Source organism: Borrelia duttonii Ly (genome assembly GCF_000019685.1).
Taxonomy (GTDB): Bacteria; Spirochaetota; Spirochaetia; order Borreliales; family Borreliaceae; genus Borrelia; species Borrelia duttonii.
In genome coordinates this window covers 1-20633 of the sequence record NC_011265.1, presented here as the reverse complement: position 1 = coordinate 20633, position 20633 = coordinate 1, and the positions used below count along the sequence as shown (strand labels likewise).

Sequence of the window (20633 nt, the reverse complement as noted above, 5' to 3'; positions counted from 1 at the left end):
TCTCCTTATTATCCTTTAGATTCTTTGACGTATTCATTCTTATAGTTTTGAATCTTGAGTATTCTTCCAATAGGAATAAGTTTTTTGATGAATGCGTAAATAGAGTTTTCATATCCTTTAGGAAGTAAAGTTATAATCCATGCTTTTTTGAGAATACGTCCATTTTCTTTAGTTTTGAATGTAATTTTTTTATGAGGTGTTGGGTCTTTTTTTGACTTACTACCAACAATGAATGCTATAACATTAGTTTTGATATCGCTTTTGAGCTTAATGTTGATAACACCAGGTGATAAAGTAGTAGGTTCGATATCAACGTTAAGAAAAGCTTTGAATAGTTTTATAAATGATTCATGGGTCCCAATATGACGTAAAGCGAAAAGCACACTATCAATATTTTTTGCTAGTGTTTCAAGAGTTTGGTTTGTTGAGTAGATAATTTTCAATATTTCTGATAACCAGAATGCTATGAATCTTGAATTTAGATTTGTAGTAGCATTGATATCTTGGAAATTATCATTAAGAGTTTTGACCTCTTTGATTATTTGATCTATGAATCCAAGTTCGGCATGTATTATTTTTTCAACTTCAGTTTCATTGAAGACTGTGGGTATAGTAGGTATACTTGTCATTTAACCTCCTTTTCACGAGGATATATTGATTAACAATCTATCAGAAGTAAAATCAAAATCAAGAATTTCATTTTCTTCAACCTGAATATTTTCATTATTCGTAAATTCACTATCATTAATCTCGTTAATTTTTGTATTCAAGTTTTCTTTTAGAGCAACAGAGACATCAATGCAGTGTACGCCCTTAATTTCATTCACAGGAGCAAAAAAATCTTGATATTCAAAACTAATTCCCATATCACCATAATTATTATTTGCAATTCTGGTGTAAATATCTCTAATTTTAGCGTCAACATTAAGATATAGATGATTTTTGACGTTTACTTTATATTTGCTTTTGAGATACACGTATTTTTTCTTACCAAGTGACACTTTGTATTCGATTCTTTGGTTGTTATTATTAATTCCGTCGATAATTATGTCTCCTTCAAAAGTAGTACCAATTGGACATGTTAGATATAGTATATTCCAAATATTTGCTTTTAGATTTGTATCTTCTATTTGTGTTTTGTCTGAATTCATAAATTCTTCGTCTACAATAACATAAATACTAGCTGTACCAGCAGTACTTTTGATATTTGCGTGTGTAATACCATTAATAGATAGTAGAGAGTTCTTAATGGCCTCATAAGTAGTACTTTTGACACTTATGTGTTTTTCTATCGCTTGCCAATATTCAGAATCAGGTTTTATAGATTGGAATAGTTTGTTAACTTCATCAATTAGTTCACATTCTATGAATGCAAGTGATGTTGCAATAATGTTGTAAATGGATGCTGGGTCGTCATTAATCAATATTTTGTAATTATCTCTTAAGTATTGACGTTTAGCATTGACAATTTGTTCAATATTCTTTTTCAAGACTCCAACATCAGAATCAAACAGGATGCTCATAATTTTACCTCCATATTTAGAGTGTCATTTGGAAAATAAAAGACAATGCTTATTGTGTTTGATTGTATCTTTACGTCAAGATTTACAATATCAATTTTGAGATCCTGTATAATATTGAATAAGTAAGTTTTGATTTGGTTCACAGAGTTCACCTTGATAAGCTTTACAATGTGTGAATAATCCAAACCCCATTGAGGATCATAGAAAAGACTACCTTTTGGAGTCTTCAAGAAGATAAATAGTCGTTGTTTTTGTTCTTCAATACTATCAACGAGCTGTAAATTTGAATTAAAAGCTAAGTTAAAATCATTGTCAATTCTGATATCCAATCTTTACATCCTTTATCCTTTTAACTAATAAAAGGAAGTATAATACTATTTTTGCTAAAAACTATTTTAGCAACATGTTTATCTTGTTTTGTATGTTGTTAACATATGTGTAAAAACTAGGTTCAACTGTACCTTGCGCAACTCTCAAATTGTATAAACAATTAACTATTTCTTCTAAGACTTGTTTCAAACTTATGTTATTATTTTTGATCTCCATAAGGTTTTTTGTGTGAATAGAAAAATCATCAACTTTGATAGTTGCATTTTGCATATTAATCGGTCGTAATATATAGAAATAGTTTTTGTCAAAATAATTATCATCATTAATATCAAAAAGATTGATACTACTTTGCAAAAGAATAACCTCATCATTTTCTTGTAGATCAAAATACATATTGGATATACATCGAGTTTTAATTTCTATGTTTTTGTAAAGGGATAGTAATACAACATCAGAATTGAAAGATTTGATAATTCCTATTGTAGAGATGAAAATATTTTTGTAAATCCATAGCTTGATCTCTTCTTGTGTTAATGCAGAACCAGCCATTTGGCTGTTCATTCTGTAAATATCATAATTCAAATGCATTTACTTAGCTTCTCCTTTTATGTTTAAAAAATTAGCATCATCGTAAAGCTTGAGTATAAGAGAACACTCACCAATATTACTTAATACAGCATCAGCTTGTGAAATAGTGCCCTTAATTTTATTGCCAGTACCATCAATGAAACTAACTTTATCGCCAACTTTGAGTTTGTGAGTATACATAATCTTGGCATTCCAATATATGAACTTAATATTTCTGTTTGAACCTATAGTGACTTCTTGTTGTGGTATGAATTCGAGAAGATAATCTTCAAGAGGTTCATAGTCCTTATCTGTGTCTGTTTTTGTTTCCTCTTCTTTTGTATCTGTTGTAGGTGTTTCTGTTTTTGGATTTTTATCCTTTTGTATAGGCTTATTTTTTTCTGTTTCTTCTTTTTTCTCTGTTTCTGTTTGTATCGGTACATAATTTGTAAATATATAGTTACATTCAGTATGAGTAGTAGTAAGAGATGCTTCTTGGATGAGTTGTGTATGGTCTTTAGGTTCAATATCTGTTCTAACACTTTGAACATACTTTTTAGTTATTTTTTCAATGAATTCAACAGGAGTGTTTGCACAGAAACTTTCATTTATTATGCGTTTTTTGTTTTCATAAGTCATATTGATAATATTTCTACTAGGAAAAGCTGATTTGATCGCATTTTCTACTGTCATGCCTTGAAATTGATTTGGGTTGAGTGCTCTATGAAAATAATTGCTTTTTGATGCTAAATGAATTTCCAATTGAACACTAAAATCACCACTAGGATAATCGGTACTCATAGGTGTACCCAAATACCCAGACATAATAAAGTCATAATCTTTGACTTCTGCAAATTTTTTATAGTATATTGCGACAATATTACCAGCTTGTAAATTATCATTAAAATCTATAGGTAAATTCCAAATAGTTAGTTTTGCTTGTTTAGAACATATATAGTTATTGCTTGTATATACATCAGATATTTGAATGTCTATATGTATACCATCTGTAGTTCGAAGTACAATTTTGGGTTCGTTTGTATTTTTCTTCTTTTCTTTAGTTTCTTCAGTCTTAGTTTCTTCTTTTGGTTTTTCTTTAGGTATGCTCTTTTCTTTAGCTTTTTCAGTTTGAGTTTCATTTTCTTTTTTAGGTATCTCGTAGATTTTAGGTTGATCGTAGAATTCTATCTTAAAGTCATATTTCAAAAGTCTAGGCTCCATTAATTCATCCTTTGTATTTTGTAAATGTTTTGAGAACTTCTAATGTTACACTAATTTCAACCTCATCAAGATATACTGTATCTTTGAGATCAAGAGAAGTAACAGCAACTATTTCTCTAAATCCAAAAGATGGGCTGTAAACACTAAATGGCACACTTTCTTTTACCCTGTTAGTTAAGTGTTGTTTTGCTAAATTGCTAGTATTTGGAAATATAGATTTTCCAAAAGGCACATTGAATGACCATTTGAGTAGTTCTGAATATCCACTAACTAATTTAGCATTATTTAGTGTGATGATCTCATCGTTGAAAGTAGGATTATAACTTACATGTGTAGATTTACGAGTGTAATAATCAATTATAGGACGTTTTGAACAAGTAGTACTATATTTCATGTTGATTAGTTCACTTTTAGCTTGAATGAAAAATCCTTGTGGGACATATCCTTGCCCTTTAAAGTCTATTCGTGGGCATAGAATTAAGAAATTCGACGTCATAAACACACTAGATAATTGATTGAAAGTTTCTTTCAAAATGGTTGTTATTTGAGACGGCGTCAAGTTAATATAGTCTAGCATTGATTTCATGCCTTTTGCATCTTGGTACTGATGTATAAAATCAGTTGTAAATTGTGTAATCATATTTATACCTCCTTAAGGTGTTTTCACACTTGCGTCTTTTTCTAATTTAGTCCCAGTATCAGTAGTTGGGAGTGGTGAATGGTCTTTATCTGTTTTGTCGTCTGCACTAGAAAACCACAGTATATGTTTCAGTGCTTTTTTTACCATACTAAACAATCTAAAATGGGTTCTAGTACTGTAGTTGAAATTCTTGAAAAAGAATCTTCGACTTTACCAAGATTATTTTTGATTTTTTCTTCTTTAGTTGTATATGTAGATAATTCAATTGCATCAAAATCATCAATAATTTTTTTTAGTGTTTCTATTCTAAAAGACAAAGCTTGACCTGAAGATAGGAAGTTATATTCCATTTCTTTAGTTTCATTATATTTGTTAAATACTTTGTGAAATGACCTTAGAGTATCATATAAAGGCCCGCTTTTACCTCTTAAGAATTCTGATACTACAGAAATAGCAGCAGCATTATCATCAATAATTCCTGTGGATTTAAGCTTTGCGGCAAGTATTGCCGATTTAGTAAGATGTTCTTCATTGTTGAGCCCTAAACTTGCCAAATCTTTTCTCAAGATCCCAGCATAATTAATGAACTCTTCTCTATCGATGTCTCTGGCAAACCCCGGTATTCCTTGAAGGATTTTGTCAAGTTTAGACTTTTCTTCTGGTTTGAATATTTTCGAATTGATTAAACTTAGCTTTTTAGCTGTTGCATTCTTTTGTATTGTTTTTCTAGCATAGTCTACTGCACTTCCAATAGCTTCTCCAGCAGCAACTTCTACGAGTCCGCCGACAGTAGCCGCCAAAGCTATTTTACCCATGCTTATAATACCGCGCCCAGTACGACGTATAATTCCGCTTTGCTTTTTTAACGTTTTATACTCTAAGTCCATTAATTGTTTTTCGGACATGGTTGATCTTTTTATGGCAATTTTTTTTGTTTTTCTATTTTTAGTTTCTCTTGTCTTTTTTCTTCTGCTAATTTTAGTTTTTCATATTTGTTTTGTTTGGCAAGTTCAGCTTTTTTTTCTTTCAGATTGTGTTTCAATATTTTTTCAGTACTATCGAGTCTTGTTCTTTTGGGTTTTAGAACTTTTTCAAGGATAGATATATCTTTTTCTAAAGACTTTTTGGTTGAAGCATGATCAAGTACACCTTTGAACTTAATGGTAAATCCAGTGTTATTCATAATATTCCTCTAGATAGAGACATTTCATATATCTTCATTTGAAGTTTCAAATCTGATATTTTGTTCACCTCCATCAAGTCTTTATAATTCAGAGTTTTTACTTCATTAAAGCTACAAATACCCATCATAACGGGGAAGTGATATTTGTCTTTTTTTGCGTTTTCAAGGAATTTGAAATATGAGTGTGTTATTTCTTGAAGAATATCGCTTCTTTTGTTCACTTTCATAGGCGTATACCCTTAAAATTCTGTTTCTTGTGAATCGATATTTTGTATTACTTGTTCATAATTCCAACTATCGTTAATATAGTCAAATTTTACAAATCCACCATCAGTATTGAGATAATGACTTAAGTAAACAAGACTTGGTTTTTTGAAGTCTTCTTCTAAGGTAAATGTATCGAATTGAATTGAATACAGTATTGCTACAAGATAATCCTTGTAGTAAGAAATATATTTTCTATTATCATCTAAAATGAAGTAAAATTTGTCTAAAAAGTCGGGTTTGATCATAATGTTTGTTATTGTCCTGAGATAATCAATATTATTGAGTTTGTCAATACCATAATTTTGTGAAAAACCTAATATAGAATCCCATTGATACACAGGTAATACTTTTACATCGAATGTGTGTGTTTCTTTTTTAGTTAAAATATTCATTTTGTAAAGTTGAATCATATAGCCTCCTTGATTTTACTTATTTAGTTTTTTTTACTTTGCAATTAATAGCTCTAATTTCACATGATTAGATACAATATGAATGTTTTCAAAGTCATTGAATACAAGTTTTAGCAGTTTTTCGTGCGTACTTTCTTCTACATTGTAAAATTGATTTTGAGACATATCTGTTAGTTGCTTATAATCGTAAGATCCAATAGTTACTTCAACATTGAATATGAAAGTAATAGTTTTAGGGTCTCTAAAACTAACTACCGGAAGTCCCATATCTTCAGTACTAGATACAGCTCTTGTTGTAGGTTCACTAGTAAGTTCTAATTTCCCACTTTGAATTTGCTTATCTTTGATTGAGAAAAATATTTTCGTTAAGCTGTAAACCTGATTCATTATTCAACCTCCTTTAAACTATTTTGATAACTTTGTATATCTTGTGTTGTGATATTAAGTACCACTCCCTTCATAGAATAGTTATAAGTAATACTTAGTGATAAGAATAGTTTTAGTGAAGCACTTGACGATATTTGTATTTTGAGCTTAGAATAAGAAACAATTATACCTGCATCAACAAACTCTTTCAGTTTGCATGAAATAGCCGCACTATAAGCAGTATCTCTTTGTCCTGATAGTTGAAGCGCTGATAATTTACTATTTTGTCTATTATTCAAATTCCATATTCTAATGAGTTCCGCGATAAATTCATATTTGATATAGTCATAAGTAAAAATTTCGTCTATAGGGCTAGAATCAAGACAAATCCCTTCTTTATGTAAATATTTAGATACAAATCTCAAATGTAATTGTTGAGTTCCTTTAGAATGAATAACAATAATTTTAGATTTAGAGTTTGAACCATTTTTGAACAATTCTTTCACTTCAGATTCTTTAGTTACAAAAACAAAGAAGTGAGCGGGGTCTTTGAAATTGGCATAATCATCTTTGTAAATAGTAAGACCATCACCACCATCATTATTACTTGCATAAGTATTGATGAATACAATAAAAGAATTTCTACTTCTTTTGAATAGCTCTTTGATCCCTTTTGCTTCTGCTGTGTCTTTATAAATAGCTAGTGTTACAGCACGTAGTCCTTTATCATCTTCTGCAAAAAATGATTGAATTGCTTGTTTCAAATACTCTTTTTCGTTATTAAATTCATCATTACCATTATTACCTTCTTTTTCAAGTGCACCAATTGCTTTTTCATAGTCATTTATATTCAAATATAATATTTTATTTTTGGGCGACGCAGTATTAAGTTTGATTTTTGAACATTTGTAGATAAGTAGTGGTGTATAATAACTTACTTGATTTAGATCCAACCTAGAATGCGTCAAATTGACGCTAATTGTATCAGATGGCATTATTTTGTTCCTTCACTTTTTCTTTTTTTATTTGTATTTTTGCTACAAACCCTTGACTAAAACAATAAGTTGATTTGCTATTATTGCTATTCACGTCAAGTAGACCATTGTTTTGCATATTTGTTGTATGGCGAATGTGAAATTTTACATTTTTTTGGTAGTCACAATTATCTTCAGGTGTAAAAGTAAAACTTTGAGTCGCAGAATCATGTAAAAAGTCACTAAATAATGCATAAAGTAACATAAGTCTTTCATGTGGATTTTTACCTGAATTGTTCGTCAATGCCATAAAATATAGTTGAAAATGAATAGCAAATTCGTTGACATTATCATAAAACACACCTGTTCTGGAATTATGCTCAAATAGACCATCAATATCATTAAACTGCACAGCAATTATATTTAAATGATCTACTGTATATTTAGACATGTATGGATGGTTATATGTATTTATAATATCAACAGAAAGATTGTAAAGACTTGCAAATTTGGTGAAGTCTTTTAGCGTGGATATTATGCATTTTTCAATGGTAGTAATATCCAGAATCATTTGTTGATCCTATATTCGATTGAATTAAGCATAAGACCTGTATCAACAAGTGGTGTTTGTGGAGTTTTACTTCCTTTTTTGCTTTTTAGCGCAATTGTTTTTGGAGATAATTTAGGCATAATTTTAGATGCTAAAACGTAATTCTTATAATAGTTGACAAATGCAGTTCCAAGGGCATTCATGCCATTCTCTATACTTTCTTGAAATTTACTTCTCATGTAGTCGGTATCAATATATTGTTGAAATTCTTGTGAATTAGCTATTTTAGTCAAATGTTTACGTATTGGAAGTTTACGACTTCCCTTTTCGTGCATACGTGCTATATTGGCTCGTGTTGCAAACCAACCAATTTCAAGTTCAATCTCAAATTGATCATGCATATCTCCCAACTCCCTTTAATGTTAATGTGAGATAACCTACAGAACCATCAATTGATATTATTTCGAAGTGAAAATTATCTAAATCACCTTCAGAAATTCTATCTGAGATCTCAAAGTCAAGTTGTGCACTTGTGTAAAGGGTGTAAAGACATGTCATATCACCAAGATTTGATTCATTGATACTTACAATAGAATCGGGATTGATGCTAAATAGTACGCCTGTAAATTCTTGAAAGTTGTCTTTGTCAATTATTGCGTCAATACTTGCAGTATCTTCATTATGTTCATATCTTTTTTTGTAAAGTCTCAAAGGTTTTTTATCTTCAAAATAAGAGATAACAGATTCTGCCATTTGAGCAAATTTAGTTCTAACATGATTTACCTGCATTAACGAGCAACTCCTATGCAATATTTTTTAGTTGTTGATTCTTCAACAAGTGCTAAATTAGCTAATAATGAATCAAAAGACGAACAGAACCCTTCACTAACTTTGATCCCAGCACCAAAAGATTCAGAGCCATCAGATTGTGATTGAACCTGTTCATATTCGATCTCAAGTTCATTAAGTTTATGCCTCTTTACTACTTGACTATTGCCACTAAAATCATCGATAGTTCCGCTTTTCTTTAGTCTGCAGCCAGTATAGTAATACATCAACAATTTAATATGTGAAGCCGTGAGCATCTCTACGTCAATACCCCTAACTTCAAGAAGCATATTGACTAATTTTGCATACTGCATAAAAGTAGAAAAACTCACAGTCTCTTCATTAGTGTCTAGTAATTCTATTATTTCCGTATAAAGTTGGCGTATTTCATTTTGAAGTTCTTGTGTTTCTTCTTGACTTTCATGCTGTGACATAAATGCTCCTTAACTTTGCTTAATTTCTACTTGAAGAATAGTCTTCTGTGTAGCTAAAAGCCCACCAAGAACAAAATCAATATAAGAATGAGCTATATCACCTGAATTGGTGTCAATTTGTTCATTTGGTGTTGGCAACATGAATTTACTTGGTTTGAACTTAAGTAGCTTTGGATTCATAGGATAAATAATAATTTGATTTTTTAGCAAATTAGATGTTTTTATAGTTACTTCATTTCTGCCATTTACAGCTTTAATAGTTTTTATCAAAAAATCTTCCCATGCAAATTCAGGAGATGATTGGGGTACATTTGATATTCCATAAGGTTCAACAAATTTTATGCTGGTTAGTGGATCAACTAATACCATGAATGGACAATCAAAATAATCACCAAGTTCTAATTTTGAAAGACCAGATTTGATAGATTCAAATATTTTTTCCATTTTGTCTTTGTTCGCAGCTTGAACTTCTTCTTTGATTTGATATGGCATATTAAGCAGTCCATACATATTAGGTAAGAGAACTTTTGAATTTTTACCATCTTTTTGCACTGATACAGTTCCCGTTAATACAAAATTGGTGATCAGTTTCATAATTTCATCGCATGCTAGTTTATATGCAGTGCCAAAAGGTAAATGATTATTATTAACATCTCCAACATACTCGGAGTTTGTATAATCAGAAACAACAGAATCTTTCAGATGTGCAAATTTGTATTGCAAACGCAAATAATTAAGTTTTACGAATTCTGATCTAAATCCTATTGTTGAGACAGTATTGTAATTATTTATAACATTTGTTGGATTATCGTTCAGAAATGCATCCCATTCTACTGTTTTGAAAAATCCCATCTTATAAGGAACTTCTTCAATTTGTTCTGAAGTAAACCAATCGTAAAATTGTGGTAATTCTACTTCCTCTGTTGCTTGAATAATTTCTTGTTCATAATAATCTTCTTCATATAATTCCATTTTCAAACCTCCTCGATTGAATTATTGGACACTATTGCCAACAAATTTTACATGAACTAGATACGTATTATTTGGTAAAGATACCGTATCTTCTAAAGCAATTGCATTGTAAATGGTATTTGAACCACTAGATTTTTCTGCCTCTCCTTTATCGTTAAATTTAATTTTGTCGCCTCTTTTGATTGTGGCGTCTTTTGCAAAAAGCCAAGCTTGATAACCACCAGAAGTAATAGGAACAACTTGAGCTGTTTCTGTATACTCATCAACATCAACACATATGCCATATACGTTAGAATCATCGCTTGTCTCAACAAAAACAGACCTATCAGTATCAAAACTCAATTTCACAGCACGTTTGTATGGAAAACCTTTATAAGGATAATTTTCATATTTGTCCACGCTGCTTGAGATAGTTTGTGTCAAAATATAAGGAAAATCGGCACTGCCCTGAAAACCATTCTTTGCACAACTTCTTACAGCCAAATCTTCTGTTGTTGTTTTAGTATATTTCTTAAGTTTAAGATATGCCAACCTGTATTGTTTTTCTTTCTCTGCTCCAAAACGATTATCTAAATTTTGACTTACATCTTCTGCTCCTCTTCTTTTTCTACTTTTAGGAGTATGTGAACTACTATCTTGATTTACGTGAACTTCTGATTCAATCTCAAGATCAGCTTGTTCTTTTGTATCATCTACTTGAGAAGATGATTCTACATCATTGACTTTACCACTCATTAGCTTTTAGCCCTATTACCAAATATAGAAACATGTATTATGTGAAGATTTTCATTTAGTTTTACAGCCTCAGAAAGTGCAACTGCATTGATGAGTCTTGATGAGCTAGTATCTTTCTCTAGTTCCCCAAAATTATTGAATTTCAATGTATCTCCAATAGAAATACTCGTAGCATTATCCTTTTTAGCAATCAACCAACCTTGAAAATTATTATTAATAGGGATAACTTGAGCTGTTTCTGTATAATCATCAATATCGATACATATGCCATATAGATCACTACCACCACCTGGTACTACAACTGGTTCATATTTAGCATCGGAAAAATCCAATTTGACACCACGCTTATAGGGATATCCTTTAGATGGCATATTTTCAATGATATCCACACTACTTGTGGTAGTACCACCTGATGCTGCAAAATGCAGATTCTTATCTCTAAATTCAGTATTATTACTAAACAATCCAGGATCAACACTTGGATTCTTCATATAAGACTTTATTTCGTTAAGCTTATCTTCATATTCCTTTTTTAGTTTTGCAATATCTGCCATTTAGTCTCCTTTTTAAACTTTAGATATTTTTTTTCTAACCTTTGAAGATCGCTTTACTAGCTCTTTGTATCTGTTTAAGATACCGCTTCTCAATTCATTGTTATTGGTTGACTTGAAGTGTGGGGAGGCAGTAGAAATCTTATCCTCAAATTTGATACCAGTTTTGCCAATACTTTTAGTTGTAACACTTTTGTTCTTTCTAGTCTTTTTCATCGAAGTTTTGGCAAGATTTAAAAGCATATCTAATAATGTACCTTTGATATGCTCAAGATTATCTATCTTAGCTATAGCCTTAATTTGATCCTTTGGAACATACTTTCTAACAAGTTCTCGCTTTTGCGCTAACATAATCTCATCTAAGCTGTGCCCACGTGATAGTAGCGCCTCCTTGTTAAAATGACTACTCAAATATTTCTTTGACAAAGAATCAATTTCATTAAGTTTTATAGCTTCTCGTAAGATTTGATTCTTTGCTTTATTCTTTGCCTTGACTTCGGCTAATTCTTGAGCTACTCTTTGATTTATGCTCAAAGGTTTACTTGCTTTGTTTGATAATATCTGCTTGTCATTCTTAGCAAGTCCCTTTTTATATTTCATAAGCTTATTATATTCGTCCAAACTAATAGTCTTTGTAGGAACTTTGCTTGTTACGTTATTAGCTTTGCTAATTACTTTGACATTTTTACTAACTACTTTGTTGTTTTCTTTAGTTTCTGTTTTCATTCGTTATTAACCTCCTAAGAAAATTTCTCCAAAAAACAATTTGTCTTTCAAAAGCTCAACTGACTTTTCTGACAATTCTTCACAACCTATAGCACTCTTATATTTCTCAAAAAGTTCAAGTAATTTGATATCATGCTCAATCTTGTCAGTTTCGCTCAAAAGAATCAGAGAATTGAATCTCATATCGAGACCAAAATATTGATTAAGCTTCTGATTTACCGCAATTTCAATTCGTTCTTGCACCCCCTTCAAAAAATCGTAATAATTACTTCGGTCTCCTTTGCCATCATTGCCAAGACCTTTAGTTTGTTCGTTAAAACTTCTAGTTAATGGTTCTTTAGTATCTGCTCCTATTTTTGCTTTTACAAGTTCTAAAGTATCTTTCAAGAAAGTAAGTTCATATTTCATAACTTCTAAATGTGCAGACTCACTTCCAGAATAAAATATCCCATCATTGTTCAAATTGGATTTTAGTCTTTCAAGTTCGCGGGACAAATCATTATTTAGCGCATTCAAGATATTAGTACCCTTCTTTACGACCTCATCACCACTATTGTCAACACTACCATCATCAGAATTGCGCCTAAAAAGCTTCTTAAACATGCCAGAACTATTATCTTTGTTACTTTTGGTAAGTAAATTAAATTGCAAAGATGCTTTACTTATAGCATCATTAATCTCTGCTAAAGACTCATCTCTGTAAAATAGAAAATTGTAGTTTCGAATCCTTCTATCTATCTCTTGATAGATAGTCTCAAAAAGAGCTACATTTAGCAGAAAACTTTGTGTATAACATGGTGTATATGAACCCAAAATATAGTCATAATTCTCATATATGATCAAACGACTCTTATGGATCTTGACTTCTTTTCTAGCCAAAACTCCCTCATCATCCTCTTCTTTGAATGAATATATGACATAAGGAGACTTAGAACCCCTATCTCGCACACAACTAAAATCTAAATACACAAATCCAATTGGTAATTCTGAATTAATTTCTAAGTCAAGATTATCATCTCCTGCTGTTTTGACCAAAATATAGCCAATACCATTGAATCTGTAACTTATGATACAATTCAATAGTGCTTCTTTGAGTTCTACTTTTAGATTATCTAACGTATCTTCAATACCGCTTAAAGCAGTACTGTAAAGAACTTCTAAGTTGATCCCATTGTGCAGGACGTCTTCTGCAACATTATTTATATAATTCCTGAAAAATATTGAATGTTTGTATAATTCATAAGAATTGATTTTAGAGTTGTATTTCATTATTTCTCCAATACATCAACCCTGTTCACCCTTATTCAATATACAAAAAATAATTATAGATCAATTATTCATTTTTGCTAAAAAATAATAGCAAAAATTATAAAAAATTGCAAAAAAAATTTAAACTTATTCTTTAGATAGAAGAAATATTTACTTATTTAAATTTACTTTATAAACAATGCATATAGCATAGATATTAATGCTAGAAATATTCCTACATTAATGGTAATAATAGTCCCAAACATCCAAGCATGTAATTTAAATGTTCCTTTAACCTCTGATGAAAATTTATCTATCTTAGTATCAAGTTCCATTTTGTTCACTTCCATATCTTTTCTTACAAGAGAAATATCTGACTTTAATTCGTCCCTTACTTTGTCGATTTTGTTATTTAAGTTATTTTCAACAGTATCTATTTTGTTATTTAAGTTATTTTCAACAGTATCTATCTTATTATCAAGGGCCTCTTTAACCTTTTCAATATCAGATCTTAAACCACGCTCTAACATCTCTAATTTTATGTCAAAGTTCTCTTTTAAATATTCAAGATCTTTAGTAGTAAGTTCATTTTTATAGTATCTATAAGATAAATCATCAGCAATTTCTCTATTAATACCCGCTTTTATAAGCTCATTGAATACCATCTGCCTAGTAATTACAGGCTCCATTTGCATATACTCCATAAAGAATCTCCTTATGTAATTATTATACAACAATTTATAAGCTAAATGAAAGTAAATTTAGTAAAATGTCGACTTCTATCACGATAATTTAAAGACAAAATTAAATATGCAGCTGATAATGCATCAAGAGCATCATCATAAACTTTACCATCTCCATTATATGAATAAATATCACTAAATGCAGAACGACTACTATAATCTAATAAATGCATCTTGTTATAAGTAAATGGTGTTAATAAAGAAACAATTCTTGCGTGTTTATCTGTTTTTGGTTTTGTTGGTGCAATTCTAAAGTAATTTTCCATATTATCTCGAAGTCTAACATATTCACGTGTCAAAGCCCCAGCTCCTTTAATATCATCTCTATCTTCAATATAAAGAGTATTAACATTTAAATTCCCCATTATTACCTTTATTGTATTCATAACATATGGATCAACAGCTGGTTTTTGCTCTTGAAATATAAATGCATAATACTTATCCGACACTTTCTCTAAAACACAAAGAGAAGTATTATCCCCACCACTACTATATGCAGGATCTAAATAAGCTATAGGACTTTTAAAGTCATAGTCTTCAATAATATTAATATTACGAAATATAGCATCATTATTTGCGACCCATTCTCCTAGTAGTACACTGGCTTTATATGTTGGAAAGTCTTTATAAAGTTCTTCTTGGGTCTTTATAAATTCCTTTGAAATTTCCTCATTATCATATGTCGTAAAATTATATGTAGAATATATTGTATTCTTATCAATATAATCTGTTTTAAAATAATGCTCTGGATGATCAGGATTAGTATCAAAAACGATAAACTCTGGTTTTATTCTTAGTCTCTTAAGCGCTTCTTTTAATGTCTCTTTATGAAGCGTTGTTGCTTCATTAACATAAATAACAGCAGAATTCGATCCTCTAAATCTTTTAAAGTCTCTTATTTTATCTCCACCATATAAATTAACCCTTAAAGAATCGATTTCAAAATATGACCTATTTGAATATTTGGGAACAAAAGGTATTTTAAGCATATTAGCAAGATCTTCAAACTGTTCTATAACATTAATTTCTAATGCCTTCTGTGAATTACCTAATATAAAATTATTGGTACCTTTCCTATAAAGATGTCTATTTTTAAGTAAAGTTTTTAAGAATAGATAACAAGCCAAAAATGTTTTACCACTAGCAATTCCTCCTGATAAAATAACTTTGTTTTGATTATTCTTCTCAATAGCACTTAACACTTTACGCTGTTTTTTATTTAAGATTTTTTTTCAAAGCTTTTAAAATCAATAACTACCGGTTTTGGCTTCATAAAAGATGCAATATCAATACCAAAATCACGTTTATATTCCCTTTGCAAAGACTTGAAAATACTACTACTGTATATATCCATTTACTTATCCTCCAAACCTAAATCTACCCTCATCTAAGTCTGCAATTTTGAATTTCTTCATTGTTTCATAACATAACTTCATTGTTTTATCTTCTTTCTCACGCTTTAAGTCTTTGAGTTTGATCTTCTTATCTTGAAGTTCTCTACTATTTCCTTTATTTTTAATCATTTTGATCTCTCTCTCCAATAGATTTATTTCTTCTATACAATCTTCAAGTTCTAATTCTAAAAAATTGTTAAATGCCTTCATAAACTTAAGTCCAAGTTGACTTTTAGTTATACTGAATTGACTTTTGAGCTCACGTGCTTTGGCATTGTTTTCGAGTACTCGACCTAAGACACTATCAAGAGTAGTTTTACAAATGGTTATTTTATTGTCACTAGAAAACTCTTTTGGATTATCTTGACTAATCTCCCATTTTTGTCTCATCTTACATACATTAGCTCGTGAAACACAAAGCTCTTTCGCTATTTCAGCATCACTTAATCGATCTTCTTCAAAATACATGGCATAATCTTCATATGCTCTTTTTACTTTATTCATATCTCTTCAACCTTATAATTTAACAAAAATTAATTTTAGTTTAACATAAACTCTATAACAAAATAACAATTTTACAAAACCAATAAATACTTCCAATAATCGCTATATATTTTATAAAATCACAAATATCTATTAAAATGAGGAGATTTTATATGAAAATAACCAATTTTACTTTGATTTTATTACTATTAATGAGTAGTTGTGAACAAGATAATAACACAAATAAAGGAATTAAAAGTAGAAACAAAAGAGACTTAGAACAACAAGTAGAAGCAAAAAAAACACCTGAAGAAACATTGAGAGAAAAGTTAAATGACAATCAGAAAAAAGGCCTAGATTTTTTAAAAGAAGCTTTAAATAGCGACTCTGAACTCAATAAATTTTTAAATGAAGACGAATCCAAAATAAAAGAGGCTCTTGATCACATTCAATCAGAACTTGCAAAGTGCACAGGTGAAAATGCATCTGAAAAAAAAGGAACATTTAAACAAGTAGTAGAAGGTGCTTTGAAAGGTGGATTAGATAATTTTAAAGGACAAGCAGCTAGTACTTGCGATCAAGAACAATAAAACCATCAATCTACAAAATAAAAACAGAATTTAAAAACAAGATTTAAGAAAGAAAGTACCAAGATATTTTCATAAAAGTAAAAGTATAATTAAAAAGATTTAAAAAAAGGTATAAGTAAACAAAATGTTAACTTGAAGTTAACAGGGAAAGATAAGTTAAAAAAAGAATAGAAATATCTCTCATTGCAAACAGATGGGTCGTTAAAATGAAACTTAGAAAGAATAGAGACTAAATTTTCAAGTATTTGTTAAAGTTACCACAAAGTTTACTAGATATTTTGTGCTGCACCTTTAAATATCAGCCCTTCTGATTAAAATAAATATCCTACACATTAAATTTTGCATACAATGGAGAGACATATAATTTGACATAAATTAAGAGTATTTGTTAACATATTTATACATAATTTTACTTATTTTATAGCATTTAGTTAACATATAAATTACATGAAAGAATATGAAATATTAAAAGCAAAAATCAAAGAACTCGAGAAACAAAATTCAATATTACGCAAAGAAACAAGGCAATATAAGAAGGAATTATTACAAACCAAAAGCAATACTAAATCTAAACCAACACCAATAAGATTTTATTTAAATGATAAGACTATAAGATTAGTAAAGAAAAGTATAGACAAACTTAAACAGATAGATCCAATCTCAGGATGGTTTGTTCATATACTCTCAATTACAGGTTGTAGAGAAGTAGAGATTCAAAATATAAGACTTGATGACATAATAAGAGAAACAAACAATAATGGTGATGTATTTTATAGTTTACGTGTAAATGTAGCAAAAAAGAGAAGTAATATTTGCATTAGAGAAGTAGTAATAAGTAAATCTGAATTTGAAGCTATAGAGGAAATTCATAAACTTCATTTTAAAAATAAAGGACAAGATTCAAGACGTACTTACCTATTTCAAAAAAGTAAACATCGATTTAAAGATAATAGAATAAATATAAGTGAAATTTCAAAACAATTTAAAGAATTACTAACAAAATCAGGATTTAAACATCGTAAATCACTACATATATGTAGAAATATATTTATTGCAACACTTAAAAGTAAAGGATACAATTCATTTGAAATTAAAGAATTAATGAAATATGCATCAACGGCTGAAATAGATAATGTTTATGGTCTTTCAAAAGCAAGTAAATTAAAAGCATATCATGATATTAAAGATGGCTTTAAATAATATTGTATATTTCATGTATTACTATAATAAAAATAACAAAAAGAAGTTACAATTCTCTTTGTTAGAATTTTTTTTGGGGAATAAAGGTTATACTTAGTTTAAAGGTAATTTAACAACATATACATTATACAATTAATCTTAACAAAAATCAAGATTTAACATAAAAAATAAGCATAAAAAAAAGGCATATAGCCTTTTAATAATACCAATAATGGAGATAATAAAGTGAGAATTCATATTTTTCTAAATATACGCTTAGATTTTATATGATACTCTTGTCCTCTATCTTTAAGAAAAAGAGGATCATATAAAACTTCTGTATTATTTGTTGCCATAAAATGGGATCCAATATTATTCTTTATCTTAACTTCACTTATTTCAAATTCATCTTTTAAACACTTATAATCTTTATCTTCAACACGAACATCTCGTTTAATGCCAAAGAAACTTAAGATTCTACATGGATTTAAAATATAACAATTAATCCTCATATAACCTAAACTAACAAATTGATAATAATTATCATTAATATCCTTAAAGTCAAATTTGTTCTTTGTAAGTGATGCTATATAATAATGCAAAGATAAAAAGTAACAACCCCAACGTCTAATCTCTAATAAAAATCTATTATCATTTTGTTGTAATTTCATATATCATTTAACCTCCTATTAATTTAAAACTTCTAAAAAGGAATATCTTCATTAAATTCACAAGCAGAATCAGGAACATGCGGAGGAACAGGAACAGGAATATCAACTTTAGGATTATGATGCTTAGTACCTGTACCAAACAATCTCAATTGCTCTACAAAAATAATGCTTTTAATTTTATCAACTCCACTATGTTTATCCTTATAATACTCATGTCTCATAGATCCCTGAACAACGACTTGTTTACCTTGACTAAGAAAATGAAAAAGAGTTTCTGCTCGTTTACCAAATAATACACAATTAAAAAATTGTGCATTATCTCTCCACTCACCTTCTCTTTTGACTTTAATATTATTAGCTATAGAAAAATTTAGTATAGCTAAATTTGTACTACTATAAGATAAAAGTGAATCTTTAACTAAGCGTCCTGATAATGTGATGTTATTAATGTCAGACATCAAAACCCCCATCATCATAAAGCCTACGTCTGATCTCCATTCTTTGGAGATCACAAATACAAAGTTACCTAAATATTCATTGTATTCTTTTGTTGTATGATAGTCATAAACATATTTTTTAATAATATTTCTTAAACACTTACATATAAATTTTAACACACGATATAAAATTATTAAAATAAAGATTATTACATGTATAATCATCTGCTCCACCTCCCATTAAATTGCATATGAGGTGGAAGATACAGGATTAGATATAGAGAACTTACGACGAGAACTAATATCATTAATATAATAATAATCATAATGATCCGTAATTAACTTAAATCTATCCTTAATAGCCCGTTTACCTGAATTTAACGCAAATACATTCTTTCCTAATCTATAAACAATATTATCTGTTAACGAAAACTCCATAGATAACTTACCAAATATATCTTTAAGAACATCCTTATCTGATTTAGTAAGTGCATATAATTCTTTAGCATTCTCTTTCTCTTTTTTCTCTATTTCTGTTTGCTTAGATTGAATATCAACTAAATGCTTCTCTAAAAGTTCTTGCTCTTCAGCACCAATATTTAATTTAACAATATTGATAAAACTTATAAACTCATCTTTATAATTTAATTCTGCTAATTCTGAACAAAATTCACTATCTTGTAGTAATAATTTTATATGATTAGTTAAATCTTCTATGTCAATATTTGCAAGTTCAATAGATTTGTCACTATTTATGATATTACAAATACGTTCAACTTCCATATCCAATGTCATAATGTAAACCATCACTTTCCCTATAAAGCCATTATTCCTCTCTATAACACAATTAACAGGCTCATCACCAATTAAAAAAAACAAATTGCATTTTGATAAGCCAGTACATGCAAGTTGCACTTGTGCTTGAACATAATATTTAAAGAAATATTTACTATCTAAAAAATTACCTGTTTGATTATATTCTGTAATAGCTGATGTTAAATAATTACTATCACTACATTTAATCTCTAATAGTTCTGCTTCACCTTGATTGTTTACAAACCAACCATCTATTGTTGCACCAACAATATTATCTAATCTACCTACTCGTTTGAAGTAATTATATTTGTCTATTCCATTAGCATATTTGTTTTTATGTAAAACTTGTATATTATCAGAATAAATACGTAGAAACTCATCAAATCCTAAATTTTCTAATGCTTTACCTTTTTTAATATGCAAATTATCTTTATATGGAACTTCTTTCCCAAAAGATTTAAGCACTCTACTTACAATTAATTCAGCAGCAGCTTCAGCACCAAGAAATATACTCCCAACTTCACTAGCACCAAATTTTGTTAATGTCCCACGTTGAATAGAAAAATCTACTTTACTATTAAACTTGAAATATTCATTCTTTTTGATACCAGGTAATTTACGTCCTATTTTGCTCATTTTACTTACATTAGTTTGTTTATTATTATCAGAATCTGGTACTGGAATAAAAGATTCTAAACCTTTAATAACTTGTTGAGTGTATAAATCTTGTTGATTCACTTTTTTTGCTCCATTGTTAATTGTTTTTGCTGTTGTTAACATATCATTTATATTCAT

Annotated in this window: 27 protein-coding genes and 2 pseudogenes; 2 read left to right on the top strand and 27 right to left on the bottom strand. The window is 29.4% G+C overall.

All coding sequences use genetic code 11. The features are described from left to right. Positions 1-8: 8 nt before the first annotated feature. From BDU_RS05675 to BDU_RS05560, 24 genes and pseudogenes are all read right to left on the bottom strand, one after another. A complete protein-coding gene (locus BDU_RS05675; protein WP_012539828.1) occupies positions 9-629 on the bottom strand; it encodes a DUF735 family protein in 621 nt (206 codons plus the stop codon). 12 nt (positions 630-641) lie between these two features. Continuing rightward, positions 642-1523: a DUF276 domain-containing protein gene (locus BDU_RS05670; protein WP_012539827.1), complete on the bottom strand. Its 882-nt coding sequence runs from the start codon at positions 1521-1523 to the stop codon at positions 642-644. Further along, positions 1520-1852 (bottom strand): GPW/gp25 family protein, encoded by a 333-nt coding sequence (locus BDU_RS05665; protein ID WP_012539826.1) that lies wholly within the window; start codon positions 1850-1852, stop codon positions 1520-1522. Before BDU_RS05665 ends, BDU_RS05670 begins: the two co-directional genes overlap by 4 nt. Positions 1853-1913: 61 nt before the next feature. Then, the gene (locus tag BDU_RS05660; RefSeq protein WP_012539825.1) at positions 1914-2441 is read right to left on the bottom strand and encodes a DUF777 family protein; all 528 of its coding nucleotides are present in this window, start codon (positions 2439-2441) and stop codon (positions 1914-1916) included. After that, the gene (locus BDU_RS08465) at positions 2442-3641 is read right to left on the bottom strand and encodes a DUF693 family protein (protein ID WP_012539824.1); all 1200 of its coding nucleotides are present in this window, start codon (positions 3639-3641) and stop codon (positions 2442-2444) included. Between the two features lie 4 nt (positions 3642-3645). Continuing rightward, on the bottom strand, positions 3646-4281 hold the full coding sequence (locus BDU_RS05650; RefSeq protein ID WP_012539823.1) for a DUF792 family protein: 636 nt from the start codon (positions 4279-4281) through the stop codon (positions 3646-3648). A gap of 12 nt (positions 4282-4293) precedes the next feature. Further along, entirely contained in the window at positions 4294-4437 is a 144-nt protein-coding gene (locus BDU_RS08615; RefSeq protein ID WP_158298594.1) for a hypothetical protein, read from the bottom strand. Then, a pseudogene (locus BDU_RS08460) lies at positions 4422-5464 on the bottom strand (DUF759 family protein). Before BDU_RS08460 ends, BDU_RS08615 begins: the two are co-directional and overlap by 16 nt. Further along, positions 5461-5691 carry a DUF1322 family protein gene (locus tag BDU_RS05635; protein WP_012539822.1) on the bottom strand — a complete coding sequence of 77 codons (231 nt, stop codon included), beginning with the start codon at positions 5689-5691 and terminating at the stop codon, positions 5461-5463. The pseudogene BDU_RS08460 and the gene BDU_RS05635 overlap by 4 nt, the downstream one beginning before the upstream one ends. Before the next feature lie 12 nt (positions 5692-5703). Further along, positions 5704-6141: a DUF1473 family protein gene (locus tag BDU_RS05630; protein WP_012539821.1), complete on the bottom strand. Its 438-nt coding sequence runs from the start codon at positions 6139-6141 to the stop codon at positions 5704-5706. Positions 6142-6174: 33 nt separating this feature from the next. After that, the gene (locus tag BDU_RS05625; RefSeq protein ID WP_012539820.1) at positions 6175-6528 is read right to left on the bottom strand and encodes a DUF1463 family protein; all 354 of its coding nucleotides are present in this window, start codon (positions 6526-6528) and stop codon (positions 6175-6177) included. After that, positions 6528-7502 carry a DUF787 family protein gene (locus tag BDU_RS05620; RefSeq protein WP_012539819.1) on the bottom strand — a complete coding sequence of 325 codons (975 nt, stop codon included), beginning with the start codon at positions 7500-7502 and terminating at the stop codon, positions 6528-6530. Before BDU_RS05620 ends, BDU_RS05625 begins: the two co-directional genes overlap by 1 nt. Further along, positions 7492-8052: a DUF764 family protein gene (locus BDU_RS05615; protein WP_012539818.1), complete on the bottom strand. Its 561-nt coding sequence runs from the start codon at positions 8050-8052 to the stop codon at positions 7492-7494. Before BDU_RS05615 ends, BDU_RS05620 begins: the two co-directional genes overlap by 11 nt. Further along, the gene (locus tag BDU_RS05610) at positions 8049-8432 is read right to left on the bottom strand and encodes a hypothetical protein (protein WP_041177857.1); all 384 of its coding nucleotides are present in this window, start codon (positions 8430-8432) and stop codon (positions 8049-8051) included. The genes BDU_RS05615 and BDU_RS05610 overlap by 4 nt, the downstream gene beginning before the upstream one ends. Continuing rightward, entirely contained in the window at positions 8425-8820 is a 396-nt protein-coding gene (locus BDU_RS05605) for a DUF1506 family protein (protein ID WP_049752289.1), read from the bottom strand. The genes BDU_RS05610 and BDU_RS05605 overlap by 8 nt, the downstream gene beginning before the upstream one ends. Next, positions 8820-9293: a DUF3890 domain-containing protein gene (locus tag BDU_RS08610; protein ID WP_012539238.1), complete on the bottom strand. Its 474-nt coding sequence runs from the start codon at positions 9291-9293 to the stop codon at positions 8820-8822. The genes BDU_RS05605 and BDU_RS08610 overlap by 1 nt, the downstream gene beginning before the upstream one ends. Positions 9294-9302: 9 nt before the next feature. After that, a complete protein-coding gene (locus BDU_RS05595) occupies positions 9303-10265 on the bottom strand; it encodes a hypothetical protein (RefSeq protein ID WP_041177856.1) in 963 nt (320 codons plus the stop codon). A 21-nt stretch (positions 10266-10286) separates the two neighbouring features. Further along, positions 10287-11000 carry a DUF228 domain-containing protein gene (locus BDU_RS07480; protein ID WP_012539814.1) on the bottom strand — a complete coding sequence of 238 codons (714 nt, stop codon included), beginning with the start codon at positions 10998-11000 and terminating at the stop codon, positions 10287-10289. Next, positions 11000-11554 (bottom strand): DUF228 domain-containing protein, encoded by a 555-nt coding sequence (locus BDU_RS05585; protein WP_012539813.1) that lies wholly within the window; start codon positions 11552-11554, stop codon positions 11000-11002. The genes BDU_RS07480 and BDU_RS05585 overlap by 1 nt, the downstream gene beginning before the upstream one ends. A gap of 12 nt (positions 11555-11566) precedes the next feature. After that, positions 11567-12277, bottom strand: a complete 711-nt coding sequence (locus BDU_RS05580) for a DUF1357 family protein (RefSeq protein WP_012539812.1) — start codon at positions 12275-12277, stop codon at positions 11567-11569. Between the two features lie 6 nt (positions 12278-12283). Next, positions 12284-13546 carry an anti-CBASS protein Acb1 family protein gene (locus tag BDU_RS05575; protein WP_012539811.1) on the bottom strand — a complete coding sequence of 421 codons (1263 nt, stop codon included), beginning with the start codon at positions 13544-13546 and terminating at the stop codon, positions 12284-12286. A gap of 164 nt (positions 13547-13710) precedes the next feature. Further along, complete coding sequence (gene bdr, locus BDU_RS05570) at positions 13711-14229, bottom strand: Bdr family repetitive protein (RefSeq protein WP_041177855.1); 519 nt, start codon at positions 14227-14229, stop codon at positions 13711-13713. A gap of 41 nt (positions 14230-14270) precedes the next feature. Then, positions 14271-15622, bottom strand: a pseudogene (locus BDU_RS05565) (PBSX family phage terminase large subunit). Between the two features lie 4 nt (positions 15623-15626). After that, entirely contained in the window at positions 15627-16166 is a 540-nt protein-coding gene (locus tag BDU_RS05560) for a DUF603 domain-containing protein (protein ID WP_012539808.1), read from the bottom strand. Positions 16167-16318: 152 nt separating this feature from the next. Here BDU_RS05560 and BDU_RS05555 point away from each other — a divergent pair, with 152 nt between their 5' ends. Both BDU_RS05555 and BDU_RS05550 read left to right on the top strand, forming a co-directional pair. After that, positions 16319-16735 carry an Mlp family lipoprotein gene (locus BDU_RS05555; protein WP_143705862.1) on the top strand — a complete coding sequence of 139 codons (417 nt, stop codon included), beginning with the start codon at positions 16319-16321 and terminating at the stop codon, positions 16733-16735. 447 nt (positions 16736-17182) lie between these two features. Continuing rightward, a complete protein-coding gene (locus BDU_RS05550; RefSeq protein ID WP_012539806.1) occupies positions 17183-17935 on the top strand; it encodes a tyrosine-type recombinase/integrase in 753 nt (250 codons plus the stop codon). A 233-nt stretch (positions 17936-18168) separates the two neighbouring features. Here BDU_RS05550 and BDU_RS05545 read toward each other — a convergent pair whose 3' ends face one another. From BDU_RS05545 to BDU_RS05535, 3 genes are read right to left on the bottom strand one after another with little or no spacing between them, the layout of a single operon-like run. Continuing rightward, a complete protein-coding gene (locus BDU_RS05545; protein WP_012539805.1) occupies positions 18169-18585 on the bottom strand; it encodes a DUF261 domain-containing protein in 417 nt (138 codons plus the stop codon). Positions 18586-18617: 32 nt separating this feature from the next. Next, positions 18618-19247: a single-stranded DNA-binding protein gene (locus BDU_RS07475; RefSeq protein WP_049752286.1), complete on the bottom strand. Its 630-nt coding sequence runs from the start codon at positions 19245-19247 to the stop codon at positions 18618-18620. A 15-nt stretch (positions 19248-19262) separates the two neighbouring features. Further along, complete coding sequence (locus tag BDU_RS05535) at positions 19263-20633, bottom strand: DUF244 domain-containing protein (protein ID WP_012539803.1); 1371 nt, start codon at positions 20631-20633, stop codon at positions 19263-19265.

What these genes read in the sequence shown, in the direction of transcription:
- BDU_RS07475 (WP_049752286.1), bottom strand. Translation starts at nt 19,247, where the DNA reads ATGATTATACATGTAATAATCTTTATTTTAATAATTTTATATCGTGTG.
- BDU_RS05550 (WP_012539806.1), top strand. Translation starts at nt 17,183, where the DNA reads ATGAAAGAATATGAAATATTAAAAGCAAAAATCAAAGAACTCGAGAAA.
- BDU_RS05650 (WP_012539823.1), bottom strand. Translation starts at nt 4,281, where the DNA reads ATGATTACACAATTTACAACTGATTTTATACATCAGTACCAAGATGCA.
- BDU_RS05615 (WP_012539818.1), bottom strand. Translation starts at nt 8,052, where the DNA reads ATGATTCTGGATATTACTACCATTGAAAAATGCATAATATCCACGCTA.
- BDU_RS05635 (WP_012539822.1), bottom strand. Translation starts at nt 5,691, where the DNA reads ATGAAAGTGAACAAAAGAAGCGATATTCTTCAAGAAATAACACACTCA.
- BDU_RS05605 (WP_049752289.1), bottom strand. Translation starts at nt 8,820, where the DNA reads ATGCAGGTAAATCATGTTAGAACTAAATTTGCTCAAATGGCAGAATCT.
- BDU_RS08465 (WP_012539824.1), bottom strand. Translation starts at nt 3,641, where the DNA reads ATGGAGCCTAGACTTTTGAAATATGACTTTAAGATAGAATTCTACGAT.
- BDU_RS05545 (WP_012539805.1), bottom strand. Translation starts at nt 18,585, where the DNA reads ATGAAATTACAACAAAATGATAATAGATTTTTATTAGAGATTAGACGT.
- BDU_RS05620 (WP_012539819.1), bottom strand. Translation starts at nt 7,502, where the DNA reads ATGCCATCTGATACAATTAGCGTCAATTTGACGCATTCTAGGTTGGAT.
- BDU_RS05625 (WP_012539820.1), bottom strand. Translation starts at nt 6,528, where the DNA reads ATGAATCAGGTTTACAGCTTAACGAAAATATTTTTCTCAATCAAAGAT.
- BDU_RS05535 (WP_012539803.1), bottom strand. Translation starts at nt 20,633, where the DNA reads ATGAATATAAATGATATGTTAACAACAGCAAAAACAATTAACAATGGA.
- BDU_RS05585 (WP_012539813.1), bottom strand. Translation starts at nt 11,554, where the DNA reads ATGGCAGATATTGCAAAACTAAAAAAGGAATATGAAGATAAGCTTAAC.
- BDU_RS05660 (WP_012539825.1), bottom strand. Translation starts at nt 2,441, where the DNA reads ATGCATTTGAATTATGATATTTACAGAATGAACAGCCAAATGGCTGGT.
- BDU_RS05560 (WP_012539808.1), bottom strand. Translation starts at nt 16,166, where the DNA reads ATGAATAAAGTAAAAAGAGCATATGAAGATTATGCCATGTATTTTGAA.
- BDU_RS05595 (WP_041177856.1), bottom strand. Translation starts at nt 10,265, where the DNA reads ATGGAATTATATGAAGAAGATTATTATGAACAAGAAATTATTCAAGCA.
- bdr (WP_041177855.1), bottom strand. Translation starts at nt 14,229, where the DNA reads ATGGAGTATATGCAAATGGAGCCTGTAATTACTAGGCAGATGGTATTC.
- BDU_RS05555 (WP_143705862.1), top strand. Translation starts at nt 16,319, where the DNA reads ATGAAAATAACCAATTTTACTTTGATTTTATTACTATTAATGAGTAGT.
- BDU_RS08610 (WP_012539238.1), bottom strand. Translation starts at nt 9,293, where the DNA reads ATGTCACAGCATGAAAGTCAAGAAGAAACACAAGAACTTCAAAATGAA.
- BDU_RS07480 (WP_012539814.1), bottom strand. Translation starts at nt 11,000, where the DNA reads ATGAGTGGTAAAGTCAATGATGTAGAATCATCTTCTCAAGTAGATGAT.
- BDU_RS05610 (WP_041177857.1), bottom strand. Translation starts at nt 8,432, where the DNA reads ATGCATGATCAATTTGAGATTGAACTTGAAATTGGTTGGTTTGCAACA.
- BDU_RS05575 (WP_012539811.1), bottom strand. Translation starts at nt 13,546, where the DNA reads ATGAAATACAACTCTAAAATCAATTCTTATGAATTATACAAACATTCA.
- BDU_RS05670 (WP_012539827.1), bottom strand. Translation starts at nt 1,523, where the DNA reads ATGAGCATCCTGTTTGATTCTGATGTTGGAGTCTTGAAAAAGAATATT.
- BDU_RS05675 (WP_012539828.1), bottom strand. Translation starts at nt 629, where the DNA reads ATGACAAGTATACCTACTATACCCACAGTCTTCAATGAAACTGAAGTT.
- BDU_RS05630 (WP_012539821.1), bottom strand. Translation starts at nt 6,141, where the DNA reads ATGATTCAACTTTACAAAATGAATATTTTAACTAAAAAAGAAACACAC.
- BDU_RS05580 (WP_012539812.1), bottom strand. Translation starts at nt 12,277, where the DNA reads ATGAAAACAGAAACTAAAGAAAACAACAAAGTAGTTAGTAAAAATGTC.